Origin of the sequence: Roseateles noduli, from assembly GCF_050626985.1 — a bacterium.
GTDB lineage: Bacteria > Pseudomonadota > Gammaproteobacteria > Burkholderiales > Burkholderiaceae_C > Roseateles > Roseateles noduli_A.
Genome location: NZ_CP192463.1, coordinates 4,273,064 through 4,291,439 on the forward strand (window position 1 = coordinate 4,273,064; position 18,376 = coordinate 4,291,439).

The 18,376-nt window shown below is 62.4% G+C and carries 12 protein-coding genes, 2 tRNA genes and 4 rRNA genes; 9 read left to right on the top strand and 9 right to left on the bottom strand.

Annotated elements, in window-relative coordinates:
- Positions 1 to 22 precede the first annotated feature (22 nt).
- Entirely contained in the window at positions 23 to 1,195 is a 1,173-nt protein-coding gene (locus ACQ4L4_RS18630; RefSeq protein WP_431100411.1) for a PQQ-dependent sugar dehydrogenase, read from the bottom strand.
- A 254-nt stretch (positions 1,196 to 1,449) separates the two neighbouring features.
- Between ACQ4L4_RS18630 and fusA the strand changes: the two genes are divergently transcribed.
- The 6 genes from fusA to ACQ4L4_RS18660 all read left to right on the top strand — a co-directional run bounded on the left by fusA (position 1,450) and on the right by ACQ4L4_RS18660 (position 6,755).
- Complete coding sequence (gene fusA / locus ACQ4L4_RS18635; protein ID WP_431100412.1) at positions 1,450 to 3,579, top strand: elongation factor G; 2,130 nt, start codon at positions 1,450 to 1,452, stop codon at positions 3,577 to 3,579.
- Positions 3,580 to 3,677: 98 nt separating this feature from the next.
- On the top strand, positions 3,678 to 4,277 hold the full coding sequence (locus tag ACQ4L4_RS18640; RefSeq protein ID WP_431100413.1) for a hypothetical protein: 600 nt from the start codon (positions 3,678 to 3,680) through the stop codon (positions 4,275 to 4,277).
- Between the two features lie 255 nt (positions 4,278 to 4,532).
- Positions 4,533 to 4,718 carry a hypothetical protein gene (locus ACQ4L4_RS18645; RefSeq protein WP_431100414.1) on the top strand — a complete coding sequence of 62 codons (186 nt, stop codon included), beginning with the start codon at positions 4,533 to 4,535 and terminating at the stop codon, positions 4,716 to 4,718.
- A gap of 66 nt (positions 4,719 to 4,784) precedes the next feature.
- Positions 4,785 to 5,036, top strand: coding sequence for a hypothetical protein (locus ACQ4L4_RS18650; RefSeq protein WP_431100415.1), 252 nt, complete (start codon positions 4,785 to 4,787; stop codon positions 5,034 to 5,036).
- Between the two features lie 234 nt (positions 5,037 to 5,270).
- Positions 5,271 to 6,083: an HDOD domain-containing protein gene (locus ACQ4L4_RS18655; protein ID WP_431100416.1), complete on the top strand. Its 813-nt coding sequence runs from the start codon at positions 5,271 to 5,273 to the stop codon at positions 6,081 to 6,083.
- Positions 6,084 to 6,143: 60 nt separating this feature from the next.
- Entirely contained in the window at positions 6,144 to 6,755 is a 612-nt protein-coding gene (locus tag ACQ4L4_RS18660; RefSeq protein WP_377159745.1) for a methyltransferase domain-containing protein, read from the top strand.
- Between the two features lie 10 nt (positions 6,756 to 6,765).
- Here ACQ4L4_RS18660 and ACQ4L4_RS18665 read toward each other — a convergent pair whose 3' ends face one another.
- Positions 6,766 to 7,248 carry an Lrp/AsnC family transcriptional regulator gene (locus tag ACQ4L4_RS18665; protein ID WP_431100417.1) on the bottom strand — a complete coding sequence of 161 codons (483 nt, stop codon included), beginning with the start codon at positions 7,246 to 7,248 and terminating at the stop codon, positions 6,766 to 6,768.
- A gap of 137 nt (positions 7,249 to 7,385) precedes the next feature.
- Here ACQ4L4_RS18665 and hppD point away from each other — a divergent pair, with 137 nt between their 5' ends.
- Positions 7,386 to 8,510 (top strand): 4-hydroxyphenylpyruvate dioxygenase, encoded by a 1,125-nt coding sequence (gene hppD, locus ACQ4L4_RS18670; RefSeq protein ID WP_377159743.1) that lies wholly within the window; start codon positions 7,386 to 7,388, stop codon positions 8,508 to 8,510.
- Positions 8,511 to 8,522: 12 nt separating this feature from the next.
- On the opposite strand, the gene ACQ4L4_RS18675 is transcribed toward hppD, so the two are convergent.
- Positions 8,523 to 9,467: an esterase/lipase family protein gene (locus tag ACQ4L4_RS18675; RefSeq protein ID WP_431100418.1), complete on the bottom strand. Its 945-nt coding sequence runs from the start codon at positions 9,465 to 9,467 to the stop codon at positions 8,523 to 8,525.
- A 225-nt stretch (positions 9,468 to 9,692) separates the two neighbouring features.
- Here ACQ4L4_RS18675 and ACQ4L4_RS18680 point away from each other — a divergent pair, with 225 nt between their 5' ends.
- Both ACQ4L4_RS18680 and ACQ4L4_RS18685 read left to right on the top strand, forming a co-directional pair.
- Positions 9,693 to 11,387: a long-chain-fatty-acid--CoA ligase gene (locus tag ACQ4L4_RS18680; protein WP_431100419.1), complete on the top strand. Its 1,695-nt coding sequence runs from the start codon at positions 9,693 to 9,695 to the stop codon at positions 11,385 to 11,387.
- Between the two features lie 32 nt (positions 11,388 to 11,419).
- Complete coding sequence (locus ACQ4L4_RS18685) at positions 11,420 to 12,364, top strand: MBL fold metallo-hydrolase (RefSeq protein ID WP_431100420.1); 945 nt, start codon at positions 11,420 to 11,422, stop codon at positions 12,362 to 12,364.
- A gap of 71 nt (positions 12,365 to 12,435) precedes the next feature.
- Here the strand turns inward: ACQ4L4_RS18685 and rrf (ACQ4L4_RS18690) are convergent.
- The 6 genes from rrf (ACQ4L4_RS18690) to rrf (ACQ4L4_RS18715) form a co-directional block, all read right to left on the bottom strand.
- A 5S ribosomal RNA gene (rrf, locus tag ACQ4L4_RS18690) occupies positions 12,436 to 12,548 on the bottom strand.
- Between the two features lie 177 nt (positions 12,549 to 12,725).
- Positions 12,726 to 15,606: ribosomal RNA gene (locus tag ACQ4L4_RS18695) — 23S ribosomal RNA — on the bottom strand.
- 301 nt (positions 15,607 to 15,907) lie between these two features.
- Positions 15,908 to 15,983: transfer RNA gene (locus tag ACQ4L4_RS18700), tRNA-Ala, on the bottom strand.
- Positions 15,984 to 16,002: 19 nt separating this feature from the next.
- Positions 16,003 to 16,079, bottom strand: a tRNA-Ile gene (locus ACQ4L4_RS18705).
- A 180-nt stretch (positions 16,080 to 16,259) separates the two neighbouring features.
- Positions 16,260 to 17,788 (bottom strand): 16S ribosomal RNA (locus tag ACQ4L4_RS18710).
- A gap of 382 nt (positions 17,789 to 18,170) precedes the next feature.
- A 5S ribosomal RNA gene (gene rrf, locus ACQ4L4_RS18715) occupies positions 18,171 to 18,283 on the bottom strand.
- Together the 16S, 23S and 5S rRNA genes with 2 tRNA genes alongside form the textbook arrangement of a ribosomal RNA operon.
- Between the last annotated feature and the right edge of the window lie 93 nt (positions 18,284 to 18,376).

An 18,376-nucleotide genomic window follows, 5' to 3' on the forward strand; every position in this document is an offset into this window, starting at 1 on the left:
CAGGCATCAGCGCATCAGCGCCTCAACGCGACAGACGCATCAGCTTGCCGCCATCGGTCACCGTCAGCAGCGCGCCGTCGCGCGCCTGGATCACGTCGCGGAAGCGTTCGCCGAGATCCCCGAACATCTTCTCCTTGCCGCTCACCGTGTCGCCGTTCAGCGCGATGCGCCACAGCGCGGTGCCAGCCAGCGAGCCCGAGATCAACTGCCCGCGCCACTCCGGGAACATGCTGCCCGTGTAGAAGACCAGCCCCGCCGGCGCGACCGAGATCGGCGTCCAGGTCGTCAGCGGCTCGACATAGGCCGGCGCATGCGTGCCGCCGCCGATGCGGCAGGCGTCGCCGACCGGCGAGCCGTAGTCGCAGCCGTAGCTCTTGATCGGCCAGCCGTAGTTCTGGCCGGCGCGCGCGATGTTGACCTCGTCGCCGCCTTGCGGTCCGTGCTCGGTGATCCACAGCTCGCCGGTCTGCGGATGCAGCACGGCGCCCTGGATGTTGCGGTGGCCGTAGCTCCAGATGCCCGGCTTGGCGCCCGCGGCGAAGCTCGGGTTGTCCGCCGGGATGCTGCCGTCGCGGTTCACGCGGATCACCTTGCCCAGCGTCTGCTGCAGGTCCTGCGACGGGCTGCCCTTCATGCGCTCGCCCGTCGTGATGTAGAGCGTCTTGTCGCGCGCGAAGACGAGCCGTGAGCCGTAGTGCCCCGTGCCGTCGACCTTGGGGGATTGCCGGAAGATCACCTGCACGCCGGTGAGCGCGTCGCCCTCCAGCCGGCCGCGCGCGACCGTGGTGCCGGCCTTGCCGGACTCGGCGCCGGTGCCCGGCTCCGAGTAGGAGAAGTAGACCCAGTTGCTGCCGGCGGTCGCGAAGTCCGGATCGATCGTGATGCCCAGCAGCCCGCCCTGGCCGCTGTCCAGCACCTTGGGCACGCCGGCGACGGTCGCCTCGGTCTTGCCGGCCGCGGACAGCCGCACGATCGTGCCGCCCTTCTGCGTCACCAGCAGACGGCCGTCCGGCAGCTGCGTCAGGCCCCAGGGACGGTCGAGCATGCTGTTCAGCGTCTGCATCGAAGGCGCCGCCGCGCCGCCGCCGGGCTGGGTCGGCGCGGCGGTGTCATCCCCGCCGCCGCCGCCACCGCCACCGCACGCCGTGGCCGCCATCGCGACTGCCAGTGTCGACATCCATTCCGCCACGCTCATGTCCGTTCTCCTTGTTGCCTGCCGCCCGTGCCGGTGTCACGACACCGTGAAGGCGGCCAGTCTAGGCCGCGTCCGCGACGGCGTTGCAAGCGAATGAAATCGGCGTCTCCAGACGCTCCCGCGAGAGGGGCAATCACCATGCGCGCCCGGGACCGCGCCGGATGCCCCTGCTTGTGCAGGCCCTGCGCTTCCTCTACGCTGGCCGCAGTCCGGCTCCAGACCCACGTCCAACTCTTGCCTGAGAGGAACGAGCCATGTCCCCCACTCCCTCCCCCGACACGGAAGGCGCCCCCGCGGGCAGCCCAGGCGGCGCCGCGGTGGCCCGGCATCCCGGCATCGCGGCGATCCGCACCCTCGTCCTGGCCGGCCCGGCCGGCGCCGGCAAGACCACGCTGGCCGAGGCCCTGCTGCTGAAAGCCGGCGCCATCAAGACCGCCGGCAGCATCGAGAAAGGCAGCACGGTCAGCGACCACGATCCACTCGAGCGGCGGATGCTGCATTCGCTGCAGGCCTCGCAGATGCACATCACGCACGAGGGCCTGCGCATCCACCTGCTCGACACGCCCGGCGCGCCCGATTTCATCGGGCAGGCGTTGCCGGCGCTGGAGGCGGTGGAAACGGTCGCCGTCGTCATCAACGCGCAGAACGGCCTCGAGCTGATGGTCCAACGGATGATGGACGCGGCGGCGGGGCGCGACCTCACGCGGCTGATCATCGTCAACAAGATCGATGCGCCGGGTGTCGACGCGCAGGCGCTGCTCGGGCAGCTGCAAGCGGCCTTCGGGCGGGAGTGCCTGCCGCTGAACCTGCCCGCCGCGGGCGGCGCGCGGGTGCAGGACTGCTTCTTCGGCTGCAGCGGGGAGAGCGACTTCGGCTCGGTCGAGGCGGCGCATCGCGCGCTGGTGGAGCAGGTCGTCGAGGTCGATCCGGACTTCGTCGACCGCTACCTCAACGACGGCGACGTGCCCGCCACCGAGCTGCATGCCCCGCTGGAACAGGCCTTCCGCGAGGGACACCTGATCCCCGTGTGCTTCGTGTCCGCGCGCACCGGCGCGGGCGTGGCGGAACTGCTCGACGTGATCGAGAAGCTGCTGCCCAACCCCTATGAAGCGAACCCGCCGCAGTTCATGCGACGCGAAGGCGACGAGGCGGAACCGCTGATCGTCGCGATGGATCCGGCGCAGCACGTCGTCGCCCATGTCTTCAAGATCCAGTCCGACCCCTACCTCGGCAAGCTCGCGATGCTGCGCGTCCATCAGGGCACGCTGAGGAAGAACGCCCAGCTGTTCGTCGGCCACGCGCGCAAGGCGGTGCGGGTCGCCCATCTGTTCATGCTGCAGGGCAAGGAGCACGTCGAGATCGAGCAGGCGCTGCCCGGCGACCTGTGCGCGCTGGCCAAGATCGACGAGTTGCACTACGACGCGGTGCTGCACGACGCGCAGGAGGACGAGCATCTGCACCTGGCGCCGATCGCGTTGCCGACGCCGGTGCACGGCGTGGCGATCCGACCCAGCCGGCATGGCGACGAGCAGCGGCTGTGGGAGGTCCTGGCGCGCCTGGTCGAGGAGGACCCGTGCCTGCGCCTGGAACGCGGCGGCCAGGAGGAGGGCCTCGGCCCTCAGGGCGGACAGACGCTGGTGTACGGGCTGGGGGAGCTGCATCTGCGAGTGCTGCTCGACCGGCTCAAGGAGACCTACAAGTTCGACGTCCAGACCCAGCCGCCACGGATCGCGTATCGCGAAACGATCTCGGCGAAGGCCGAGGGCCATTACCGCCACAAGAAGCAGACCGGCGGCGCGGGGCAGTTCGGCGAGGTGTGGCTGCGCATCGAGCCGCTGGAGCGCGGCGCAGGCTTCGAGTTCCGCGACGAGGTCAAGGGCGGGACGATCCCCGGCCAGTTCATGCCGGCGGTCGAGAAAGGCGTGCGGCAGGCGCTAGCGCAGGGCGTCGTGGCCGGATATCCGGTCGTCGACCTGCGGGTGACGGTCTTCGACGGCAAGCACCATTCGGTCGACTCCAAGGAGATCGCCTTCATCACGGCGGGCAAGAAGGCGCTGATCGCGGCGGTCCGCGAAGCGAGGCCCGTGGTGCTGGAGCCGATCGTGCAGGTCGAGATCAGCGCGCCCGAGAACGCGACCGGCGACATCACCGGCGACCTGGCGTCGCGGCGCGGTCAGGTGCTCGGGACACGCAGCAGCGTGCCTGGACTGATCGGCGTCGACGGGCTGGCGCCACTGGCCGAGCTCAGCGCGTACCAGAACCGCCTCAACGCGATGACGAGCGGCCAGGGGCGCTACACGATGGTGCTGTCCCACTACGAGGCGGTGCCCCCCAATACGCAGGCCCAGTTGGCGGCCGGCTACCACCTGAAGGAGGAGGAGTAGCCCCCGCTCCCCCACCGTAGCGCTACCACGCCGATGGGCACGGCGCCGGCCCCAGGGTGGGTGCCGGGCGTTTGTGAACGAAGCTTTATCATTGGGAGATGTGTTCCGCCCACCGAGACGTCGCGCAGATCCGCCTGGACAACGCGATGCGCTTGTTCGACGAATTTGTCTCCGCGACGATCAAACATCCCGATGCCGCCGCCCTGCGCGGCCTTGAGCGCCGTTTTGCCGAGCGCCTGCAGATCCAGCCCAGCTACTGGAGCCAGATCAAGAGTCGCTCGCGGCAGATCGGAGAGCGGCTGGCCCGCCAGTTCGAGCAGTTGACCCACAAGCCCAACGGCTGGATGGACCAGGAACACGGCCCGCTCGGCACCGCCGCGCCGGCGGCCGGCGGTACCTTGCAGAGCAACGCGGCTTTATCAAGCGCAAGCCGGCCAGGCTCGGCGGACAACTCTCCCAGCCTGCCACAGGACGATGACGAGCGCTTCATCGTCGGTCTGGTGCTGACCTACTACCGCCGTCATCCGCAACGGGCGCGCACGCGCCTGCTGGATCTGCTGGGCGAGGTGCTCACCCCGCCCGCGCCGAATGCGCCGCCCTTGCCGGCACCCAAGGCTGTCGTGCCTGCGGCCTCCGACGTCGACGACTGGCACAAGCTGCAGCGGAGCATCGCACCGCTGAAGTCCAAGAAGCGCTGACGCGCTTCTTCCGCACTCTCCCGCCCCTGCTCACGCCACACCGGCCCGGTGGGCGCCCGCCTGGGCGCGTCCCGTCGCCCAGGGACAACGTCTGATGAAAACCTCTTGCGCTTGATAATCAGATGTTTATCATCTGCGCAACTTTTGAGCCCCCGCCGCAACGGCCGCGCTGTCTGGCGCCGTCCCGGGACCGAGGCGCTCACGCTGTCCGACCCCTTTCCGTCCCCTTTCGTCTGTCATCACAGGAGGCTTGCCATGGCCCAGTTCACCACTCCCCGTCCGCGTCTCGCAATGACCCTGCGCAAGCCGCGCAATCCCTTCGTGGCCCTGAGCCACGGCCGTTCCGCGGGCCGTCACGGCCCCACCGGCGGCGGTCGCCGCCAGCAGGAACAGCAGGCCCTGAAGCGCGCGCTTCAGCGGCACGACGACTTCAGCCCTTGAAAGGGTAGCCTCCGACGGAACGGGATGTCCTCCCGGTCCGGCGCAGGCCGCCCCGGGAGACAAGAAATGCAAGAGATCACCTTGATGCCAGGCCGCATGCACGGTCTGGTCCGCCAGCAGAGCCTCCGGGGCTGGCTGGCGGTCCTGCTGCTCAGCGCCGGCGGGCGCCTGATCAGCTGGGCCTGGCACGTCGCTCCGGCGGCGCGTCGGGAAGCACCGGCCGAAGGGCTCGAGTTCCACGCCGATGCCGATGGCGCCGGCCGGATCTACGTCGACGGCCAACTGCAGGGCACCCTCGCGGGTGTGCAACGGCTGTGATGCCGGTCTGGCTCGCGGTCGCCGTGGCCGCGGTGGGGATCAAGCTCGCCGGCGCCGAGCCGATATACGATGAACAACATTCACCGTGCATCGCCGCCCACGCGACGACCCCGCTTCATGACCCAGAGCGCTCCGCCCGCTGCGTCTGCCCCGTCCGGGAGCGGGCCGGGGAATCCGCCGATTCCCTCCCCGCCTCCGGCGCCGCGGACGCCGTTCCAGCCGCTGACCCGGCCCTTGCCGGATCTGGCGGCGTGGACGGCCCGCTTCCGCGACATGGAGATTCCGGTGCTGGCCAGCACGGCCGAGCAACTGGAACTCTGGCGCGCGAATGAGGACGCGGTCGACGCGCACCTGCTCGGCGAGTTCCTGAGCAAGGACCCGCTGATGACGCTCAAGCTGCTGGCGCATGCCGCGTCGCAGCGCTCCAGCCGGCTGCTGACCGACACCGAGACGGTCACGGCCGCGCTGGTGCTGATGGGCATCACCCCCTTCTTCAAGGCCTTCGGCGAGCAGCCGACGGTCGAGCAGCGTCTGGCGGACCGGCCGGACGCGCTGGCCGGCGTGCAGCGCGTGCTGCACCGCGCCGAGCGCGCGGCCCGCTTCGCACTGGGATTTGCCGCCCACCGCGCCGATCCCGACGCAGCCGTCATCCATAGCGCCGCGCTGCTCCACGACTTCTCCGAGATGCTGCTGTGGTGCGAGGCGCCGGACCTCGCGCTCGAGATCCGACGCCGTCAGGAGGCCGACCCGACGCTGCGCAGCGTCGCGGCGCAGCGCGCGGTGCTCAACGTGGAACTCGGCGATCTCGAGCAGGCTTTGATGCGCACCTGGCGTCTGCCGGAGTTGCTCGCCCACATCGTCGATGACAAGAAGGTCCACGACCCGCAGGTCCGCAGCGTGATGCTGGCAGTCCGCCTGGCGCGACACACCGCACAGAGCTGGGAGAACCCGGCCGTGCCGGACGATCTCATCGAGATCGGCCAGCTGATGAGCCTCTCACCGGCCCATACGCTGAAACTCGTCCACGAGGTCGACGGCGTCATCTGACCCCGCGCCCGGTTACGCTGTCCGCTTCGCAGGAACGCGGACACCGCGCGAGGAGACAACATGGCCGGCCCCGATCAAGCGTTCTGGCAACAGCGGTTCGAGACCGGTCAGACCGGCTGGGACCGCGGCAGCGCGCATCCGCAACTGGCGGCATGGATGGGCGAAGGTCTGCTCGGCAAGGGCCAGCGCATCGTGGTGCCAGGCTGCGGCCGCGGCCACGAACTCGCCGTGCTGGCGCAGGCGGGGCTGGACGTGACCGGGCTGGACTACACACCGGCGGCCGTCGAGTGCGCGCGCGCCAAGCTCAAGGAAGCGCACCTGCCGGGCCGGGTCGAACAGGCGGACGTGCTGGCCTGGCGTCCGGATCAGCCGCTCGACCTGGTCTACGAGCAGACCTGCCTCTGCGCCCTGCACCCCGATCAATGGACGACCTACGCCGAGCAGTTGCAGCGCTGGCTCAAGCCGGGAGGGCGGCTGCTGGGCCTGTTCATGCAAGCGCGGCGCGAGGAGTCCGAGCTCGGCCAGGTCGTCGGCCCGCCGTACCACTGCGACATCAACGCGGTGAGGGCCCTGTTCCCGCTCTCGCTTTGGAAGTGGCCCGCGCCGCCCTATCTGCAACGCCCCCACGAGCGGGGGTGGTTCGAACTGGCGGTGGTGCTGGAACGCCGCTGACGGCTCCGACTCACACCGGCAAGGCCGTCGTGTTCTTCAACCGGTCCAGCACGAAGCTCGTCTTGCAGTCCTGCACGCTGGGATGACGCAACAGGGTGTCGCTGATGAAGCGCGCGTAGTGGCTCATGTCCTCGACAAGCACACGCAGCAGGTAATCCATCTCCCCCGTCAGGGCGGCGCATTCCACCACTTCGGGCCAGGTCTGGACCGCGGCGCGGAAGAGGTCCATCGGCGTGCGCTTGTGGCTCTCCGTGTGCTTCTCCAGTCGGACGTTGATGTAGGCCGTCAGCCCCAGCCCCACCCGCTCCGGATTCACCAGCGCCACGTAGGCGGTGATCACGCCGCCTTCTTCCAGCCTCCGGACCCGCCGCAGCACCGCGGACGACGACAGGTTGACCTGCGCCGCCAGCGCGTCGTAGGTTATGCGGCCATCGGCCTGGAGGGCGTGGAGGATGCGTCGGTCGATCGCATCGAGCTCGATCTGCTTGTCCATGTCGGGATTCTTGCAGGATTCCTGCGCCTCACCCCACGAGGACGACGTGGATCGCAGAATTCCTGCGCCCCCCACCTTCTACAGTGACGCCATCGCATTTCTGACCAGATCCCCTTGACCGGGTATTGGAGACAAACATGGCATTCACCCCCTGGGACAACCCGATGGGCACCGACGGCTTCGAGTTCATCGAATTCGCCGCGCCCGATCCCGCCGCGCTCGGCGCGCTGTTCACCTCGATGGGCTTCGTCGCCGTCGCGCGCCACCGCCACAAGAACGTGACGCTGTATCGCCAGGGCGATGTGAACTTCATCATCAACGCCGAGCAGGACGCCTTCGCACAGCGCTTCGCGCGCCTGCACGGCCCGTCGATCTGCGCGATCGCGTTCCGCGTCAAGGACGCCGCCTCCGCATACCGCCGCGCGCTGGAACTGGGCGCCTGGGGCTTCGACAACAAGGCCGGCCCGATGGAGCTGAACATCCCGGCGATCAAGGGCATCGGCGACTCGCTGATCTACTTCGTCGACCGCTGGCAAGGCAAGAACGGCGCGGCCGCCGGCGAGATCGGCAACATCAGCATCTACGACGTCGACTTCGTTCCGCTGCTCGACGCGGAGGGCAAGGCGGTGCAGTCGACGCCCAAGGGTCATGGCCTGACCTACATCGATCACCTGACCCACAACGTCTTCCGCGGACGCATGAAGGAATGGGCTGAGTTCTACGAGCGACTGTTCAACTTCCGCGAGGTCCGCTATTTCGACATCGAGGGCAAGCTGACCGGCCTGAAGTCCAAGGCGATGACCAGCCCCTGCGGCAAGATCCGCATCCCGATCAACGAGAGCAGCGACGACAAGAGCCAGATCGCGGAATACCTGGACCTGTATCACGGCGAAGGCATCCAGCACGTGGCACTGGGCACCGACGACATCTACAGCAGCATCGAAGGCATGCGGGGGACCGGCGTGGTTTTCCAGGACACGATCGAGACCTACTACGACCTGGTGTCGAAGCGCCTGCCCGAGCACGGCGAAAACCTCGACGAGTTGCGCCGCCTGCGCATCCTGATCGATGGCGCCGCGCATCAGGGCGCGCCGCACGAGTTGCTGCTGCAGATCTTCACCAAGGAAGTGATCGGCCCGATCTTCTTCGAGATCATTCAGCGCAAGGGCAACGAAGGCTTCGGCGAGGGCAACTTCAAGGCGCTGTTCGAGAGCATCGAGCTCGACCAGATCCGCCGCGGCGTGCTGAAGGCCGACGCCTGACCCTGGCCTGACTCAGCCCGCCCGGCTCGCCCTTTCGGGTGCACGCTGGGCGGGCTCTTCGAGCAGTTGCATCGCCCGTTCGAAGGCCTGCGGCTCGAACACCAGTTGCAGATGTCCCCGCGCCGGGAGGTGCAGGACGCGGGCGCCGGGCAGGATGGCGGTCTCCGCCGGGAACACGATCTGGTCGCAGTGCCCGTAGAGGCAATCGAAATGACCTGCCAACTGGGCTGGCTCCTCGCGCGCCATCTGATTCAGCCATTCCGAATCGCCGCGCATCTGGCGAGCGTTTTCGGTGGTGCCGAGTTTCGCCAGCAGCGTGCCGTGATGCGGGGTGCCCAGCGTCAGGATGCGATGGATGCGATCAAAGGCATGGCCCTGGCTGCGCCACCAGGCGCGAGCGCTCAATCCGCCCATGCTGTGCGCGACGATCAACGGCGCCTGTCCCGTGCACGCCTGCAGCGCGTGCATGGCGGCCTCGATCTGAGGCGCGTAACGATCGATCGAGCCGAACGCGGGCTCCTGGGTGATGGCGATGAAGGGAATGCCACGCTTGCGCAGCGCCTTCATCCATCCGTTCCACAAGCCGCGATTGCAGCCATAGCCGTGCAGGAGCACGACGCCGCGCTGCCCTCGTCCCTGCGCCGCGTCGGGGATGAAATCGGGTTCCTGGTGTTCTGCCCACGGTTGCTGCCAGCTGAACACCTTGGTCACCACGACGACTTCGCGCCACCATGCGTGCAGCAGGTCGCCGAGCGGGGCGGTCGGGAGCCCCGGCGCCGGCGGAATGACGCGCAGAACCAGGAACTGCGGCAGCATCGTCAAAGGCGGCCCCAGCACGAACAGCGCGAGGACGGAGAGACCGATCCATGGCGTCCAGAGAACGCCCGCCCACGCGGACAGCAGCGGTCCGACGATCCAGCGAAACAGGGAAGTGAGGCGCTGCAGCCTGCCGTTCATCCGGGCTCCCGGGCAAAGCGTCGAGTGTAGAGGTGGGTTCGGCGTCGCCGAGAGTTCGGAAAATTCTGCGGCGGCGTGCACCGCCCCTCGGAACACCCACGTTGTCCCTCACGTGACGCGTCGGCCTAGGGCATCCCCGCTACGACGAGACCGCGTCAGCCGCCAGCATCGGCAGTTCCTCGGGGGCCAGCCCCCTCCCCAACATCAAGAACGCGACGAGGAGACATGACCGAAACCCACACCGACAAGCCTTGGCTCAAGAACTATCCGCCGGGCGTTCCTGCCGAGATCCCCGTCGATGTCTATCCTTCGCTGGTGGCCCTGCTGGAGGAGGCCTTCCGCAAGCACGCGCGCCGCGATGCGGCCGCCTGCATGGATCAGCGTCTGACCTTCGCGCAGGTCGATGAGCTCTCGACCGCATTGGGCGCCTGGTTGCAGCACCGCGGTCTCGCGCGGGGGGCTCGCGTCGCCATCATGATGCCGAACGTGCTGCAGTACATGGTGACGATCGCCGCGATCCTGCGCGCAGGTTACGTCGTCGTGAACGTCAATCCGCTGTACACGCCTCGCGAGCTCGAGCATCAGCTGAAAGACTCCGGCGCCGAGGCGATCATCGTCCTCGAAAACTTTGCCAAGACGCTGTCGGAGGTCATCGACCGAACGCAGGTGAAGCACGTGGTGCTCACGGGCTTGGGCGACATGCTCGGTTGGTGGCGTGGACCACTGATCAACTTCGCGGTTCGACATGTCAAGAAGATGGTGCCGGAATTCCGGCTGCCATTGACCGGCGGCCGCAGCGTCACGCGCTTCAACAAGGCGCTTGCGGAAGGGGCAGGCCAGTCGTTGAGGCCGGTGCAGGTGGGCGCCGAGGATCCCGCTTTCCTCCAGTACACCGGCGGCACGACCGGCCTGTCCAAGGGCGCGACGCTGCTGCATCGAAATGTCGTGGCCAACATCCTGCAGAGCGAGGCGTGGTTCGCGCCGATGCTCAACAAGCTGGGCGACAAACCGCTGACCATCGTCTGCGCGCTGCCGCTGTATCACATCTTCGCGCTGACGGCATGCTACATGCTGGGCGCGCGGATGGGGATCATGAATCTGCTGATTCCCAATCCGCGCGACATTCCAGGGCTGATCGCCACGCTTCGCAACTACCGCGTGAACATGTTCCCCGCGGTCAATACGCTGTTCAACGCCTTGGCGAACGACCCCGCCTTCGCCAAGCTGGACTTCAGCGAATTGGTGATCTCGAACGGCGGCGGCATGGCAGTGCAGCAGGCCACGGCGGAGAAATGGGCTCGCATCACCGGCTGTCCCGTGGTCGAAGGTTATGGACTCTCAGAGACGTCTCCTGTCGCGACGGTGAACCGCCTCGACCTCGATCAGTTCAACGGCTCGATCGGGCTGCCTGTCCCCAATACCGAGATTGCCATCCGCGATGACGACGGGAATGACGTGCCATTGGGGCAGCGCGGAGAGATCTGCATCCGCGGGCCTCAAGTCATGGCCGGTTATTGGAATCGGCCGGAAGACACCGCTCAGGCGATCGGCCCGGACGGATTCTTCAAAACCGGCGACATCGGCGTCATGGATGCCGAAGGCTTCACGCGCATCGTTGATCGCAAGAAAGACATGATCCTTGTCAGCGGATTCAATGTATATCCCACCGAAATTGAACAGGTGGTCAATCTGCATCCCGGGGTAATGGAATGCGCGGCGATCGGAGTTCCCGATCAGCATTCAGGTGAGGCGGTGAAGCTTTTCGTCATCAAGAAGGATTCGGCGCTCGCGGAAGAGGACCTGTCCGCCTACTGTCATAAGCAACTGACCGGCTACAAACGTCCGAAGTACATCGAGTTCCGCGATGAGTTGCCCAAGACGAATGTCGGCAAGATCCTCAGGCGCGAGTTGCGCCAGTAGCAGTTCGATTGGACTTGGCGAGACGCGGAGCGATGAGCCATCCAGACCTTCCTGCCGGCATGACCGTGCTGGAGCGCGGATGGCTCTCCTCCAACAACATTTTGCTTCATGGCGTGACACCTGAGGAAGGTGCGGTCCTGGTGGATACCGGGTACTCGTCCCATCGTGAACAGACGCTCGCACTGATCGCGGAATCACTCCGGCCGGGTGAAAAGCTCCGGCTGATCGCCAACAGTCACTTGCACTCGGATCATTGCGGTGGAAACGCGGCCCTCTCGGCGAAGTATCGTTGCCCAGTTTTGATCCCCCCGGGCGAATTCGCGGCAATCTTGGCCTGGGACGAGTCCGCACTCAGTTTTCGCGCCACTGGCCAATACTGTGAACAGTTCAGCCCCACGGGCAAGCTGATTCCCGGCGAAGCCTTGTACCAAGGTGGGCACGAATGGCAGATTCATTCGGCACCAGGCCATGATCCTCACTCGGTGATCCTTTTTGAGCCGGAGAACCGGACACTGATCTCGGCTGACGCATTATGGGAACGGGGTTTCGGCATTGTTTTTCCGGAGCTCGACGGCGAACACGCGTTCGCGCAAGTGGGCGTGACGCTGGACCTCATCGAATCGCTCGACCCTCGAATCGTTATCCCGGGTCATGGCTCGCCATTTAAAGATGCACAAGCCGCCCTGAGCTCTGCACGCGGAAGACTCGAGTATTTCCAGCGCGAGCCTCGAAAACACGCCATGCATGCGGCTAAGGCGCTGACAGTCTTCCACATGCTCGAAGCTCAAGCCTGCCCAACGGAGGACTTGGTCGAGTGGCTGGCGAGCACACCTATCCTGGTCCAGACCTGGAGACGGTTCTTTGACTCGGATCCGCTACATGGTTGGGCAGCGCAGTTGGTGCAGAACCTCGTACTTGCCGGCGCATTGCGACAGGACTCGACGCCAATTCGAACAATCTCTGCTGCGAGCGGTTGAAGTCGGAGATTGCTTCCGGAAAAGGCAAAACCCCTCGACCATGGCTGATCGAGGGGTTTGGCGGGGTATTAGCCTGACGATGACCTACTTTCACACGGGAATCCGCACTATCATCGGCGCTGAGTCGTTTCACGGTCCTGTTCGGGATGGGAAGGGGTGGGACCGACTCGCTATGGTCATCAGGCTTGACTGGTTGGCTTGCTGAGGGGCTCAGCAGGCCCAATTCGGTAGAGTCAAATCAGCTTGGTTTGATTGCGTCTTCAGGTTTGAAGAACGGTTTTGATCGGGCATTCCCAGCATGAGCGGGATGCGCGTCGATCTGCGTGACCACTCACCCTGACGTTTTGAGTGTCAAAGTTATAGGGTCAAGCCTCACGGGCAATTAGTACTGGTTAGCTTAACGCATTACTGCGCTTCCACACCCAGCCTATCAACGTCCTGGTCTTGAACGACCCTTCAGGGGGCTCTAGGCCCCGGCAAGACTCATCTTGAGACGAGTTTCCCGCTTAGATGCTTTCAGCGGTTATCTCTTCCGCACTTAGCTACTCGGCGATGCCACTGGCGTGACAACCGATACACCAGAGGTGCGTCCACTCCGGTCCTCTCGTACTAGGAGCAGGCTCTCTCAATCTTGCAGCGCCCACGGAAGATAGGGACCAAACTGTCTCACGACGTTTTAAACCCAGCTCACGTACCTCTTTAAATGGCGAACAGCCATACCCTTGGGACCGGCTACAGCCCCAGGATGAGATGAGCCGACATCGAGGTGCCAAACACCGCCGTCGATATGAACTCTTGGGCGGTATCAGCCTGTTATCCCCAGAGTACCTTTTATCCGTTGAGCGATGGCCCTTCCATACAGAACCACCGGATCACTTTGTCCTACTTTCGTACCTGCTCGACTTGTCAGTCTCGCAGTCAAGCACGCTTATGCCAATGCACTATCAACACGATTTCCGACCGTATTTAGCGTACCTTCGAACTCCTCCGTTACACTTTGGGAGGAGACCGCCCCAGTCAAACTGCCCACCATACACTGTCCCCAACCCGGATAACGGGCCAAGGTTAGAACCTCAAACACACCAGGGTGGTATTTCAACGTTGGCTCCACCTGATCTAGCGACCAGGTTTCAAAGCCTCCCACCTATCCTACACAGATCTGTTCAAAGTCCAATGTAAAGCTACAGTAAAGGTTCATGGGGTCTTTCCGTCTTTCCGCGGGGAGATTGCATCATCACAAACATTTCAACTTCGCTGAGTCTCTGGAGGAGACAGTGTGGCCATCATTACTCCATTCGTGCAGGTCGGAACTTACCCGACAAGGAATTTCGCTACCTTAGGACCGTTATAGTTACGGCCGCCGTTTACTGGGACTTCAGTCAAGAGCTTGCACCCCATCATTTAATCTTCCAGCACCGGGCAGGAGTCACACCCTATACGTCGACTTTCGTCTTTGCAGAGTGCTGTGTTTTTAATAAACAGTTGCAGCCACCGATTCTCTGCGGCCTCATTGGGCTCACCAAGTAAATGGATCACCTACTAAAGGCACACCTTCTTCCGAAGTTACGGTGTCAATTTGCCGAGTTCCTTCTCCAGAGTTCTCTCAAGCGCCTTAGAATACTCATCTCGCGCACCAGTGTCGGTTTGCGGTACGGTCGTCAATAGCTGAAGCTTAGTGGCTTTTCCTGGAAGCAGGGTATCACTCACTTCGTCTGCAAGCAGACTCGTTATCACCCCTCATCTAAGCCCGGCGGATTTGCCTACCAGGCACGACTACAGGCTTGAACCGGGACATCCAACACCCGGCTGAGCTAACCTTCTCCGTCCCCACATCGCACTATTGATCGGTACAGGAATATTGACCTGTTTCCCATCAGCTACGCATCTCTGCCTCGCCTTAGGGGCCGACTCACCCTACGCCGATGAACGTTGCGTAGGAAACCTTGCGCTTTCGGCGAGGGGGCTTTTCACCCCCTTTAACGCTACTCATGTCAGCATTCGCACTTCTGATACCTCCAGCAGGCCTCACGACCCACCTTCACAGGCGTACAGAACGCTCTCCTACCACGCACAGTAAACTGTGCATCCGCAGCTTCGGTAACTGGCTTAGCCCCGTTACATCTTCCGCGCAGGACGACTCGATCAGTGAGCTATTACGCTTTCTTTAAATGATGGCTGCTTCTAAGCCAACATCCTGACTGTTTTAGCCTTCCCACTTCGTTTCCCACTTAGCCAATTTTAGGGACCTTAGCTGGCGGTCTGGGTTGTTTCCCTCTTGAGTCCGGACGTTAGCACCCGGTGCTCTGTCTCCCAAGCTGTACTCTTCGGTATTCGGAGTTTGCATAGGTTTGGTAAGTCGCCATGACCCCCTAGCCTAAACAGTGCTCTACCCCCGAAGGTAATACTTGAGGCACTACCTAAATAGTTTTCGGAGAGAACCAGCTATCTCCAGGTTTGTTTAGCCTTTCACCCCTATCCACAGCTCATCCGCTAGTTTTGCAACACTAGTCGGTTCGGACCTCCAGCACCTGTTACGGTACCTTCATCCTGGCCATGGATAGATCACCTGGTTTCGGGTCTACACCCAGCGACTAAATCGCCCTATTCGGACTCGATTTCTCTACGGCTACCCTATTCGGTTAACCTCGCCACTGAATGTAAGTCGCTGACCCATTATACAAAAGGTACGCAGTCACCCTTGCGGGCTCCTACTTTTTGTATGCATGCGGTTTCAGGATCTATTTCACTCCCCTCCCGGGGTTCTTTTCGCCTTTCCCTCACGGTACTTGTTCACTATCGGTCGATTACGAGTATTTAGCCTTGGAGGATGGTCCCCCCATATTCAGACAGGATTTCACGTGTCCCGCCCTACTCTATTCGTGCCTAGTTCCACAATCGACATTTCTCATACGGGGCTATCACCCGCTATGGCCGGACTTTCCATTCCGTTCTGATATGCCAACTGCTAAAACACGAGGGCTACTCCGATTTCGCTCGCCACTACTTTCGGAATCTCGGTTGATGTCTTTTCCTCGAGCTACTGAGATGTTTCAGTTCACCCGGTTCGCCTCGCACACCTATGTATTCAGTGTGCGATACCTCTAAACGAGGTGGGTTTCCCCATTCGGAAATCTCCGGATCAAAGCTTATTTGCCAGCTCCCCGAAGCTTATCGCAGGCTATCACGTCCTTCGTCGCCTGTAATCGCCAAGGCATCCACCACATGCACTTAGTCACTTGACCCTATAACTTTGACATCCGCAGATGTCGTCAAGGACAGATGCTCAACAACTTGAGCATTTATTTGAGTATCACGCGTTCGCCGTTCTTCAATTTCTACTCTTTTCAGAGTTGAAGTTTGTTGACGCAATCAAATGTCGCTGGCGGCACGGTGCCGGACGCCCCTTTACGAGCGCCGGCTTTCCGCCAGCAACGCTGATTCGACTCTACGAATTGTTAAAGAACAACAGCCGACATGAATGTCGAGACTGGCAAACCACAACGCCATTCTTGACGCTGTGGTTTGCCACCCATGTGAAGTGATTGGTGGAGGATGACGGGATCGAACCGACGACCCCCTGCTTGCAAAGCAGGTGCTCTCCCAGCTGAGCTAATCCCCCAAGATCTTGACGACCCTCGTGGTGGGTCTGGCTGGATTCGAACCAGCGACCCCCGCCTTATCAAGACGGTGCTCTAACCGACTGAGCTACAGACCCACGCGTTTCATGCGTGCTCCTGTATCGCGCCAACCGGCAAGGCCAGCTCGCCAGGCTCACGCGTTTTCTCACTCACTGTTGTGTGTCTACAGCCGATAAGTGTGGGCGCGCTGAACTCGCATTTTTCAACTCGACTCTCCCGAGCTGCCTAAGCAACCCGACGGTCTCGTCATTCTCTAGAAAGGAGGTGATCCAGCCGCACCTTCCGATACGGCTACCTTGTTACGACTTCACCCCAGTCACGAACCCTGCCGTGGTAATCGCCCCCCTTGCGGTTAGGCTAACTACTTCTGGCAGAACCCGCTCCCATGGTGTGACGGGCGGTGTGTACAAGACCCGGGAACGTATTCACCGCGGCAAGCTGATCCGCGATTACTAGCGATTCCGACTTCACGCAGTCGAGTTGCAGACTGCGATCCGGACTACGACCGGGTTTCTGGGATTAGCTCCCCCTCGCGGGTTGGCAGCCCTCTGTCCCGGCCATTGTATGACGTGTGTAGCCCTACCCATAAGGGCCATGATGACCTGACGTCATCCCCACCTTCCTCCGGTTTGTCACCGGCAGTCTCATTAGAGTGCCCTTTCGTAGCAACTAATGACAAGGGTTGCGCTCGTTGCGGGACTTAACCCAACATCTCACGACACGAGCTGACGACGGCCATGCAGCACCTGTGTCCAGGTTCTCTTTCGAGCACTCCCACATCTCTGCAGGATTCCTGGCATGTCAAGGGTAGGTAAGGTTTTTCGCGTTGCATCGAATTAAACCACATCATCCACCGCTTGTGCGGGTCCCCGTCAATTCCTTTGAGTTTCAACCTTGCGGCCGTACTCCCCAGGCGGTCAACTTCACGCGTTAGCTACGTTACTGAGAAGAAACCCTCCCAACAACCAGTTGACATCGTTTAGGGCGTGGACTACCAGGGTATCTAATCCTGTTTGCTCCCCACGCTTTCGTGCATGAGCGTCAGTACAGGTCCAGGGGATTGCCTTCGCCATCGGTGTTCCTCCGCATATCTACGCATTTCACTGCTACACGCGGAATTCCATCCCCCTCTACCGTACTCTAGCCATGCAGTCACAAATGCAGTTCCCAGGTTGAGCCCGGGGATTTCACATCTGTCTTGCATAACCGCCTGCGCACGCTTTACGCCCAGTAATTCCGATTAACGCTTGCACCCTACGTATTACCGCGGCTGCTGGCACGTAGTTAGCCGGTGCTTATTCTTCAGGTACCGTCATGAACCCCCAGTATTAGTAGGAGTCTTTTCTTCCCTGACAAAAGCGGTTTACAACCCGAAGGCCTTCTTCCCGCACGCGGCATGGCTGGATCAGGGTTGCCCCCATTGTCCAAAATTCCCCACTGCTGCCTCCCGTAGGAGTCTGGGCCGTGTCTCAGTCCCAGTGTGGCTGGTCGTCCTCTCAGACCAGCTACAGATCGTCGGCTTGGTAGGCCTTTACCCCACCAACTACCTAATCTGATATCGGCCGCTCCAATTGCGCGAGGTCTTGCGATCCCCCGCTTTCACCCTCAGGTCGTATGCGGTATTAGCTGCTCTTTCGAGCAGTTATCCCCCACAACTGGGCACGTTCCGATATATTACTCACCCGTTCGCCACTCGTCGCCAGGTTGCCCCGCGTTACCGTTCGACTTGCATGTGTAAGGCATGCCGCCAGCGTTCAATCTGAGCCAGGATCAAACTCTACAGTTCGATCTTGAATAAACTCAACGGAATCGAACAAAGACTACTTTCATAGCTTCATTCATATCTTCCGTGAGCATCTAGCGATTTAACCTTCTCAGGTCGCTCGTCCAGACGCCCACGCTTATCGGCTGTAAATTCTTAAAGAACATCGAAGCAGCTTTCGCTTCAGGCTTTTCGCCTTGCTTCGTCGCACCGCTGATTTGTCGTCAGCAGCGCAGAGATGAGACTATAAACGAGTTCGTTTGAACTTGTCAAGCGTCTTTCACGATCATTCTCATGATCCGATCGACACCGCCTCAGCTCCAGAGATCAACGCTCCGCGAAGCGCTGATCTCTGCAAGCAGAGAAAGGAACGCCCGGTCCTCAGACCGGGCGCTTCCGGATATTAGCCTGACGATGACCTACTTTCACACGGGAATCCGCACTATCATCGGCGCTGAGTCGTTTCACGGTCCTGTTCGGGATGGGAAGGGGTGGGACCGACTCGCTATGGTCATCAGGCTTGACTGGTTGGCTTGCTGAGGGGCTCAGCAGGCCCAATTCGGTAGAGTCAAATCAGCTTGGTTTGATTGCGTCTTCAGGTTTGAAGAACGG